9 protein-coding genes are annotated in these 9,200 nt (G+C 61.4%); 8 read left to right on the top strand and 1 reads right to left on the bottom strand.

The genetic code is table 11. The features are described 5' to 3' along the window. Nucleotides 1-719: 719 nt before the first annotated feature. From ACY69P_RS10320 to ACY69P_RS10285, 8 genes are all read left to right on the top strand, one after another. Entirely contained in the window at nt 720-2,009 is a 1,290-nt protein-coding gene (locus ACY69P_RS10320; RefSeq protein WP_462327402.1) for a KamA family radical SAM protein, read from the top strand. 18 nt (nt 2,010-2,027) lie between these two features. Beyond that, on the top strand, nt 2,028-3,041 hold the full coding sequence (locus ACY69P_RS10315; protein ID WP_462327401.1) for a D-alanine--D-alanine ligase family protein: 1,014 nt from the start codon (nt 2,028-2,030) through the stop codon (nt 3,039-3,041). Continuing rightward, complete coding sequence (locus ACY69P_RS10310) at nt 3,038-4,051, top strand: D-alanine--D-alanine ligase family protein (RefSeq protein WP_462327400.1); 1,014 nt, start codon at nt 3,038-3,040, stop codon at nt 4,049-4,051. The genes ACY69P_RS10315 and ACY69P_RS10310 overlap by 4 nt, the downstream gene beginning before the upstream one ends. After that, entirely contained in the window at nt 4,048-4,356 is a 309-nt protein-coding gene (locus ACY69P_RS10305) for an N-acetyltransferase family protein (protein WP_462327399.1), read from the top strand. The genes ACY69P_RS10310 and ACY69P_RS10305 overlap by 4 nt, the downstream gene beginning before the upstream one ends. Continuing rightward, on the top strand, nt 4,347-4,592 hold the full coding sequence (locus ACY69P_RS10300) for an N-acetyltransferase (RefSeq protein ID WP_462327398.1): 246 nt from the start codon (nt 4,347-4,349) through the stop codon (nt 4,590-4,592). The genes ACY69P_RS10305 and ACY69P_RS10300 overlap by 10 nt, the downstream gene beginning before the upstream one ends. A gap of 252 nt (nt 4,593-4,844) precedes the next feature. After that, nucleotides 4,845-5,315, top strand: coding sequence for an ATP-dependent zinc protease family protein (locus ACY69P_RS10295; protein ID WP_459899930.1), 471 nt, complete (start codon nt 4,845-4,847; stop codon nt 5,313-5,315). Next, entirely contained in the window at nt 5,312-6,190 is an 879-nt protein-coding gene (gene rimK, locus ACY69P_RS10290; protein ID WP_462327397.1) for a 30S ribosomal protein S6--L-glutamate ligase, read from the top strand. The genes ACY69P_RS10295 and rimK overlap by 4 nt, the downstream gene beginning before the upstream one ends. Before the next feature lie 268 nt (nt 6,191-6,458). After that, complete coding sequence (locus ACY69P_RS10285) at nt 6,459-7,562, top strand: mechanosensitive ion channel family protein (RefSeq protein WP_462327396.1); 1,104 nt, start codon at nt 6,459-6,461, stop codon at nt 7,560-7,562. Between the two features lie 87 nt (nt 7,563-7,649). Here the strand turns inward: ACY69P_RS10285 and ACY69P_RS10280 are convergent, their stop codons facing one another. Further along, complete coding sequence (locus ACY69P_RS10280) at nt 7,650-9,047, bottom strand: alanine/glycine:cation symporter family protein (RefSeq protein ID WP_462327395.1); 1,398 nt, start codon at nt 9,045-9,047, stop codon at nt 7,650-7,652. Between the last annotated feature and the right edge of the window lie 153 nt (nt 9,048-9,200).

Here is a 9,200-nt window from a genome sequence, read left to right as displayed (position 1 = left end):
ATCCCTGCGCAGTGATCCGTCCATTGCCTGAGTATTCGTTGACATGCAGTCCTCCAGTAATCGTGATGCTTTTCACTAAGCAACTTGCACGCCAAGCTGGACTTTCGTTGTAATACGCTGATTTTGATTGATATATTCTGCGGCCTCGTTCTCTGTTATGCCCAAAACGTTCCCTCGCAGGAACGTCGTTTCCCTCCGTGTGTTCCCAAAGGGGAACACGTATCGTAAATGGCCGCCATACGGCGCATTTCCAGCATCCTTCGGGCTTCCTTCTCCCTGAAACCGCCTCAACTGCGCGGCCCTACGTCATGCCGCCCTCTGATTTTGCAGCAGAAAACGCACGGCTTGCACAGCATTGCGCAGGCGCAGAGCGGAAGCGCAGGTTCCCTTTTGTGAAAAGAGGATCCTGTGGTTCCCCCTTGGGGCGCGGGCAAGGCGGCGCAAGGGGCCTATGGGCCTTGGGATTGTGGCGATTTCTTCAGCGAGGGGGAAAGGGCGGCAAAGGAGCGGTCCTTCCGCTTCCGCTTTGTAGCGACGTGTGCATAAAAAAGTGTGGTATTCATGATAGTTACACTTTGGCGCATCCTTTGCTGTTTGGACAGCGTCCCATGGTGGACATTTTGGCGCGCTTTTCGGCAGTGAGGCGCGTTTTCCCATAACGGCTGGAACGGTCCCGGCGGTGGCGGCTCAGCCCCTGCCGTCAGGACGGACAAGGAACGATGGAAGACATCATCGAGCAGGAAGACCGCCCGCCCTTGGGCAGGGGGCAGGCATGCGCCGCGCAGGTGGCGCAATTGATTGAACAGACCACCGGGGCGACTGCGCCTATAGGGCAGCGCCGCCGTAGAAGGCCCCTCATGGTTGTGGGGGCGGCGCCGCGTGCCTTTCGGGACGCGCATTTTCCCGGCGTCAGCGACGACATGTGGAGCGACTGGCGCTGGCAGATGCGAAACAGACTGACCAGCGCTGCGGATTTTGCCCGCATGGTGGGCCTGAGCCCAGAAGAGCGCAGGGCACTGAGTATGGACGGCCTGCGTCTGCCTGTGGCTGTGACGCCGTACTACGCCAGCCTGCTGGCTGGAGGCGACGGAGCACAAGCCCTGCGGCGCTGCGTTATCCCCGCGGAGGCAGAGCGGATGACAGCATGCGGCGAATGCGGCGACCCGCTGGCCGAGGAGCACGACAGCCCGGTTCCGGGCATCGTGCACCGCTATCCGGACCGCGTGCTGTTTTTGGCTACGGACATCTGCTCCACCTATTGCCGCTACTGCACGCGTTCGCGGCTGGTGGGGCAAAAGGAAACCCGCACTTTCCGTATGCGGATGTGGGACGGGGCCATTGACTATGTGCGGCGCAGTCCACAGGTGCGCGACGTACTCATCTCCGGCGGCGACCCCTTTATGCTGCCGGACAGCGCACTGGAGTACATTGTGTCACAGCTGCGGGCGCTACCGCATGTGGAGATGATCCGCATTGGGACCAAGGCGCCCATGGTTTTGCCCCAAAGGGTGACGCCCGCTCTTGTGCGAATGCTACGGCGGTACCATCCGCTGTTCGTCAGCATCCACTGCACGCATCCGGCGGAGCTGACGCCCGAGGCGGCGCAGGCGTGCGGACGTCTTGCCGATGCCGGAATTCCCCTTGGGAGCCAAACCGTGCTCCTGAAGGGCGTAAATGATGACGAACAGACCATCGGCCAGCTGATGCGCGGGCTGCTGCGGTGCCGCGTGCGGCCATATTATCTGTACCAGTGCGATCAGGTGGCGGGGACGGCGCATTTCCGGACGCCACTGGCGCGCGGGGTGGAGATTATGCACTCCCTACGGGGCTTCACCTCCGGCTATGCGGTTCCGCATTTTGTGGTGGACCTGCCCGGTGGTGGCGGCAAAACGCCTGTTCTGCCCCAGTACCTTGTAGGGCGCGATGGGCAGGAGCTTGTCTTTGAAAACTACGAGGGACGGCAGTTCCGCACCCTTGACCCTGCGCCCGGTCCGGTACCGGCAGCCTAAGGCGCTCAGGAGAATACTGTGAACATCGGCATGACGTACGACCTGCGCAGCGACTATCTGGCGCGGGGCTATTCCTTGGATGAAACGGCGGAGTTTGACAGCCTGCGCACCATTGAGGGCATTGAATCTGTCCTCATCGCCGCCGGCCACGCCGTAGAGCGCATTGGCGGGATTGACGCCCTTGTGGAGCGCCTTTCCGGCGGACGCAGGTGGGACCTTGTCTTCAATATTGCCGAAGGCTTGTACGGCTTTGGGCGCGAGGCGGCCATCCCGGCCCTGCTGGAGGCGTGGCGCATTCCATGCACCTTTTCGGATTCCCTGACGCTGGCCGTGTGCCTGCATAAGGCCACCACCAAACGCCTTGTGCGTGACGCGGGCATCCCCACGCCGGACTTTCGCGTGGTGGAGCACCTTGGCGATGTGGACGGCTTTTCGCTGGAGTTTCCAGTCTTTGCCAAGCCCGTTGCCGAGGGCACAAGCAAGGGCGTGACCGGCGCCTCGCTGGTGGAGGACGAGCGCGCCCTGCGCCGTGTGTGCGAGAGCCTGCTTATGCGTCACGCGCAGCCGGTGCTTGTGGAGCGGTATCTGCCGGGGCGGGAGTTTACGGTGGGCATCCTTGGCTCGGGCGGCAGCGCCCGTGTGCTGGGCGTTATGGAAGTAGTGGCCGATGGCGGCGGGGTTGGCGCCGTGTACAGCTACGCCGCCAAGCAGGAGTATGAGGAGCGGGTGTCCTACCACCTCGCCTTGGACCGCGAGGCCAGAGCTTCCGCCGAACTGGCCATGCAGGCGTGGGCCGCTCTTGGCTGCCGCGATGCAGGCCGCGTGGACGTGCGCCTCGACGCACGCGGCGTGCCCATGTTCATTGAGGCCAACCCGCTGCCCGGCCTCAACCCCGACGACTCGGACCTGCCCATCATCTGCCGTCTGGCCGGAATCAGCTATTCGGATTTGATTACCGGCATTGTGCAGTTGGCCCTTAAACGTCAGGGCGAGGCGGCGCCTCCCATGGCGCGCGCGGAGGCGTGGCGGTGAGGCTGGCTCTTCTCTACAGTCCCCCGCCCGAGCGCTGTGGCGAGGACGACCGCGATACCTTGACGCAGCTGCGCGCTGTGGCCGAGGCGGCGCAAACGCTGGGGCATGTGGCCGTGAGCGTCCCCTTTACGCTGGACCTGACCGCCGTGCGTCAGCACCTCGCGGAGGTGCGGCCGGATGTGGTCTTCAATCTGTGCGAGGGGGCCGAGGGGCGGGGGCGGTTTATTCACTTTGCCCCGGCGCTCCTTGAGGAAATGGGCCTGCCCTTTACCGGGGCGGGCAGCACCGCCATGGCTCTGTCGTCCAACAAGCTCATGGCTAAGGTCGTGATGCGGGCGGCAGGGTTGCCCACCCCGGCGTGGCGCAGTCTGCGGCAGCTTGAAAGCGGTACCCGCGACGTGCAGGGGCGGTTTATCATCAAGTCCGCGTGGGAGCATGCCTCTAACGGGCTGGAGGCCGACTGTGTGGTGCAGGTGGGCGGGCGGAAGGCGCTTCGTGATGCGGTGCGGCGTTTGCGTACGCGCCTTGGCGGAGAATGCCTTGCGGAGCGCTATCTGGATGGGCACGAATACTGCGTGGCGCTGCTGGATTCTCCAGATGGACCGGAGGTTCTGCCCGCGGCGCGGATGTGCTTTGAGGAGCAGGTCGGCACGGTGCGCATCATTGGTTACCGGGCCAAGTGGGACGTCTCGTCCTCGGAGTATGTGACCGTGCGGCGCGACTTTGACGCCTGCCAAAGGTGCCCAAGCCTGAAAGCGGACCTGCGCACCACAGCGTTGGCCTGCTGGCGGGCCTTTGGCCTGTCCGGGTACGCACGCATTGACTTTCGGACTAATACCCGTGGCGAGCTGAATATTATCGACGTGAACGCCAACCCGTGCCTGTCGCCGGATGCAGGCTATGCCGCCGCCCTTGAGCGCGCGGGGATAGCCTACACAGACGCCATCGCGCGGATTCTTGCCGCCACTTCGGTGGCAGGGAAAGCATCTGCCCTGGAGGCAATACAATGAAGCCGGAAATGGATGTGGTTCTCCGCAGCTGTGTACACGCAGATGATGAACAGGCCGTGCGCCGCATTGTGTCGTCCAGCGGATTCTTTACCGACTGGGAGGAAGACATGGCCGTCTCGCTGGTGCAGGAACACAGGGAAAGGGGTGCGGAAAGCGGCTATGAGTTCCTGTTTGCCGAGGTCGGCGGGCTGGTGGTCGGCTTTGCCTGCTACGGCCCGTCGGAGGAGAATCCGGCGCTGTTTGACCTGTACTGGATAGGCGTCCTGCAGGAATACCGCGGCCGGCACGTGGGCGCATGCTCCTGAACCTTGCCGAGGATATGATCATCTTTGCCGGCGGGCAGACCGTGCGCATAGAAACATCCGCGCGCGAGCAATATGCCCCGACGCGTGCGTTCTACGAAAGCTTTGGCTACGTGGTGTCGCGCGAGGATGTGGACTTCTACGCCCCCGGTGAATCCCGCCTCACCTACACGCGCGAACTCGCCACGGGCTTTGAATCCGGCGACGCGTATAACGCGTGGGGAGAGTATTGCGCATAACACGCAGAATCATTATGAGAGAGGCTGACACAAAACCTGCATAAATGAGAAGAAATGTCTTGGCGTAGGGTCCGGAATACTCTATGTGGCTTTTCCTTCCGAGGAATTTGTCCACAATGCGCCTTGTTCGTTTGCCACGCATCCCGTGGCGGCGCGGTGTGAAGCGGACTGTTCCACGTTTGAGACACATGGATTTTCAGGCCGCGCGGAAGGGGAATCTTCCGCGCGGCATTTTCTTGTGAGGGGGCCTTCATGGCTATGGAAAAGACAATCATTGGCTGGCGTGAGTGGGTGGCCCTGCCCGAACTCGGCATCCCCGCGCTCAAGGCCAAAATGGATACCGGCGCGAGGACATCGGCCCTGCACGCCTTCGACCTTGTGACCTACGAGGCGCAGGGCGTGCGGTATGTGCGCTTTGGGATGCATCCTTTGCGCAGGCATGCGCGGGTTGAAATCTGGTGCACCGCCCCTGTGGTGGACACACGCACCATTACCAACTCCGGCGGGCAAAGCGAGGAACGCATCGTCATCGCAACGCCGCTGCGCATTGGCAATGTGGTGCGGCCTGTGGAAGTGACGCTCACCAACCGCGAAGGGATGGGCTTTCGGATGTTGGTTGGGCGCACTGCCTTGGAAAATCACTTTCTCATCGACTCTGCTGCGTCATATGTGTGCGGCAAGCAACTGGCCGGAGCGTACCTCCGGGGGGCTGGAAAAGCATGAAAATTGGCATTCTTTCGCGCAGGCCGCAGATTTATTCCACCCGCAGGCTTGAAGAGGCCGCGCAGGAACATGGGCACGATGTGCACGTCATCGACCCGCTTCGGTGCTATGTGAACATCACCTCGCACAGCCCTGCCGTGTACTACCGCGGCGAGCGCCTTGAGGGCTTTGACGCCATCATCCCGCGCATTGGGGCGTCCATCACCTTCTACGGGACGGCCGTGGTCCGTCAGTTTGAGATGATGGGCGTGTCCACGCTGAACAAGTCCGTGGCCATTAACCGTTCGCGCGATAAACTGCGCAGCCTGCAACTGTTGGCGCAGAAGGGCATCGGCCTGCCGGTGACCGGGTTTGCCCATTCCACCAAGTTCACGCGCGAGCTTATCGACCTTGTGGGCGGCGCGCCGCTGGTGGTGAAACTGCTGGAAGGCACGCAGGGCCTCGGCGTTGTGCTGGCGGAAACCGACAAGGCGGCGGAGAGCGTCATTGAAGCCTTCCGCGGGCTAAAGGCCAACTTTCTTGTGCAGGAGTACATTGGCGAGTCCAAGGGCTGCGACATCCGCTGCTTTGTGGTCGGCAAAAAGGTGGTCGCGGCCATGATGCGCACCTGCAAGGAAGGGGAATTCCGCTCCAATCTGCACCGGGGCGGCACCGCCATCCCCGTCAAAATCACCCCGGAGGAGCGCTCCACAGCCGTGCGCGCGGCGCGCATCATGGGCCTGAATGTGGCGGGAGTGGACATTCTGCGCTCCAACCACGGCCCGGTGGTGCTGGAGGTCAATTCTTCGCCCGGGCTGGAAGGTATTGAAAACGCAATAGGCAAGGACATTGCCGGAAGTATTATCAAATTCGTGGAGGACAACGCGGCCGGCTGACCGCATCTGTCCCCATCACATCTGCAAGGGTGCGCGGCAAGAGGCCGGGCGCCCTTTTTTTGGGCGCGAGGGCGGAGGAGAATGGCGCGTTGCAGGGCCGCTGCTCCCGCTCTATGGCCGCGCGTGGTGGGGCGGTAAAGGAGATGGGACGTGATGGGAGAAGGCAGGCGACCTCGCCCCTTGTCACAAGGCGTTGCATCCTGCGCCCAATATCATACAATGCTGTGTTGATTGGTAAAGAGAATGACCCCGAGGACCGGGAGGACGTATGCACACAGCAGGAATGGTAAGCTGGGCGGCGCGGGCCTTTGTGGCGGTACTGCTTTTATGGCTGGCGCTCGCGGTGATGCGGTGGTTCAAGAAACGCCAAGGAGAGGATGACAAGGGCCTGCTGAGCGCGCTGGCAACCGCGCTTCAGCCGCGCCTTGTCCTGTTTACCGTGTGCGCGGCGTCGCTGTTTGTGCTGACGCTCCTTGTGCCCTTTCTCGGCCTTTCGGACGGGGCATGGAGTGGGCTGGTGAAGGCCTTGGACGTCTTGTGGATTGTCATGGCGGCGTGGGCGGCAACCCTCGCCTCATGGGCGCTGCGGGTTATGGTGGACTGGAAGTATGACCTCAGCACGCCGGATAACCTTGTGGCGCGGCAGGTCCATACCAAGATTAACATCCTGCAGCGCATCGTTATCGTGCTTATCTGGATAGGCGCTTTTGCCGCTGCGTTAATGCTGTTCGACAGGTTCAGGATGCTGGGTGGGACGCTCCTTGCCTCGGCAGGGGTCTTGAGCATTGTCATTGGCTTGTCCGCGCAGAAAACCTTCGGCGCTATCCTCGCGGGCATTCAGGTGGCGCTGTCGCACCCTATCAACATCGACGACGTGGTTATTGTTGAAGGGGAGTGGGGGCGGATTGAGGACATCACCTTCACCTACGTGGTCGTTCGCATTTGGGATCTACGGCGCCTTGTGGTGCCGGTGACCTATTTCCTTGAGACGCCGTTTCAAAACTGGACGCGGACCAGCGCTGAAATCATCGGTTCCGTCTTTTTGCATGTGGACTTTGCAACGCCCATTGCGCCGCTGCGCGCGGAGTTGGAGCGGCTGTGTCAGGAGTCTTTGGACCTGTGGAACGGCGCAACCTGCGTCCTGCAGGTGACGGACACCGCCGCCGACTGCATGACCCTGCGGGCGATTATGAGCTCTCCCAATGCCTCAAAGGCGTGGGACCTGCGGTGCAAGGTGCGCGAAGGGCTTATCGAATTTCTGCAACGCCAGTACCCCGAGTGCCTGCCGCGGCGGCGGCTGGTTCTTGAAGAGCGGCGCGAACAGCGCGGGGAAAGGGCGCCTACGTCCATGGGGCCGGATATGGAGGGCTAGAGAAAAAAGGCGAAAAAAACGGGCCTTTCTTCATTTGGCTGACGCCGCAGAAGAAAGGCCCGTCACAAAGGCTCTCCCGTGGTGGGATTAGTCCTGGCTTTCGTAGGCAACGGAGGTTTCGAGCTCGCCCGATTCGTCCGCTTTCTGCTTTTCAAAGTACTTGCGCGTTTCCGAGACCACAACCGGCGTCAGGAACAGCAGGCCGATAAGGTTCGGAATGGCCATCAGGCCGTTCATGGCATCGGAGATGTTCCAGACAAGGCTGAGCTTTGCCACAGCGCCCACACCCACAAAGCAGATGAAGACGATGCGGTAGGGCAGGATGGCCTTGACGCCAAACAGGTACTCAATGGACTTCTCGCCGTAGTAGCTCCAGCCAAGGATGGTGGAGTAGGCAAAGAGAATCAGACCAAGGGTGACGATGTGCTCACCACCGGAGAAGCCAGCGGCAAAGCCCATGGTCGTCAGCTCTGCGCCCGTTGCGCCGCTGGACCACACGCCGGTCAGCACCAGCACCAGACCAGTCATGGAGCACACGATGATGGTGTCGATGAAGGTCTGCGTCATGGAGATGAGCGCCTGTGTCACGGGACAGTTGGTCTTGGCGGCGGCAGCGGCGATGGGAGCCGTACCGAGGCCGGATTCGTTGGAGAACACGCCACGTGCAACACCCATGCGGATGGCCAGCATAATGGTGGCACCGGCAAAGCCGCCGACGGCAGCCGTGGGGTTGAAGGCCTGCTCAACGATGAAAGCGATGGCGCCGGGAACTTCGGCGGCATTGATAAGGATGATGTACAGCGCGCCAGCAACATAGAACACAATCATAATCGGCACGAAGAAGGCGGTAACCTTACCAATCTTCTTGATGCCGCCAAGGATGACTGCAGCGGTACACACCATCAGCACCAGACCGGTCACAAGCGGGGAGATGCTGTAGGTGGCTTCCACAGCGTCGGCCACGGAGTTGGACTGCACCATATTGCCAATTCCAAAGGCCGCAAACGATGCGAACACAGCAAAGGCAACGCCCAGCCACGGCAGCTTGAGTCCCTTGGAAATGTAATACATGGGGCCGCCGCTCATCTCGCCGTTTTCGTCCACCACGCGGTACTTCACGGCCAGCACGGCCTCAGCGTATTTGGTGGCCATGCCCACAAGGCCGGTCATCCACATCCAGAACAGCGCGCCCGGGCCACCCACGGCGATGGCGGTGGCAACACCTGCAATGTTACCGGTGCCAACGGTTGCGGACAGCGCGGTCATCAGTGCCTGAAAGTGGGAAATATCTCCCTGCTGGTCAGACTCGTCCTTGCGTTTGACCAGAGCAAGGTAAAGGGCATGCCATAATTTTCTGAATTGCAGGCCGCGCAGTGCGATGGTGAGCACAAGGCCGGTTCCGACAAGCAGAATGAGCATCGGCACGCCCCAGGCGAAGGCCCCAGCTTTAGCCACAATTGCATCCAATGAAGTCATAAAGTCCATCTTATCCCCTTGGTTTCGAATCTCAGAGTCCCATATACGCGACTATCGAAAATTCCCCTTGCAACCGAAAATCGGCATGCCCCCGCCCACAAGAGCCAAGACCAAAGGCGCGGCGACGCCGGTGGCGACAGCCTTGTCAGTCTCCAGTTCAAG

The sequence above is a fragment of the Desulfobaculum sp. genome (genome assembly GCF_054921475.1).
Note: the sequence above shows the minus strand (reverse complement) of the source record. Positions and strands in the feature narration are given on the sequence as shown.

Coding starts and splice junctions, on each gene's coding strand:
- ACY69P_RS10300 (WP_462327398.1), top strand. CDS start 4,347: ATGCTCCTGAACCTTGCCGAGGATATGATCATCTTTGCCGGCGGGCAG.
- ACY69P_RS10280 (WP_462327395.1), bottom strand. CDS start 9,047: ATGGACTTTATGACTTCATTGGATGCAATTGTGGCTAAAGCTGGGGCC.
- rimK (WP_462327397.1), top strand. CDS start 5,312: ATGAAAATTGGCATTCTTTCGCGCAGGCCGCAGATTTATTCCACCCGC.
- ACY69P_RS10295 (WP_459899930.1), top strand. CDS start 4,845: ATGGCTATGGAAAAGACAATCATTGGCTGGCGTGAGTGGGTGGCCCTG.
- ACY69P_RS10285 (WP_462327396.1), top strand. CDS start 6,459: ATGCACACAGCAGGAATGGTAAGCTGGGCGGCGCGGGCCTTTGTGGCG.
- ACY69P_RS10305 (WP_462327399.1), top strand. CDS start 4,048: ATGAAGCCGGAAATGGATGTGGTTCTCCGCAGCTGTGTACACGCAGAT.
- ACY69P_RS10320 (WP_462327402.1), top strand. CDS start 720: ATGGAAGACATCATCGAGCAGGAAGACCGCCCGCCCTTGGGCAGGGGG.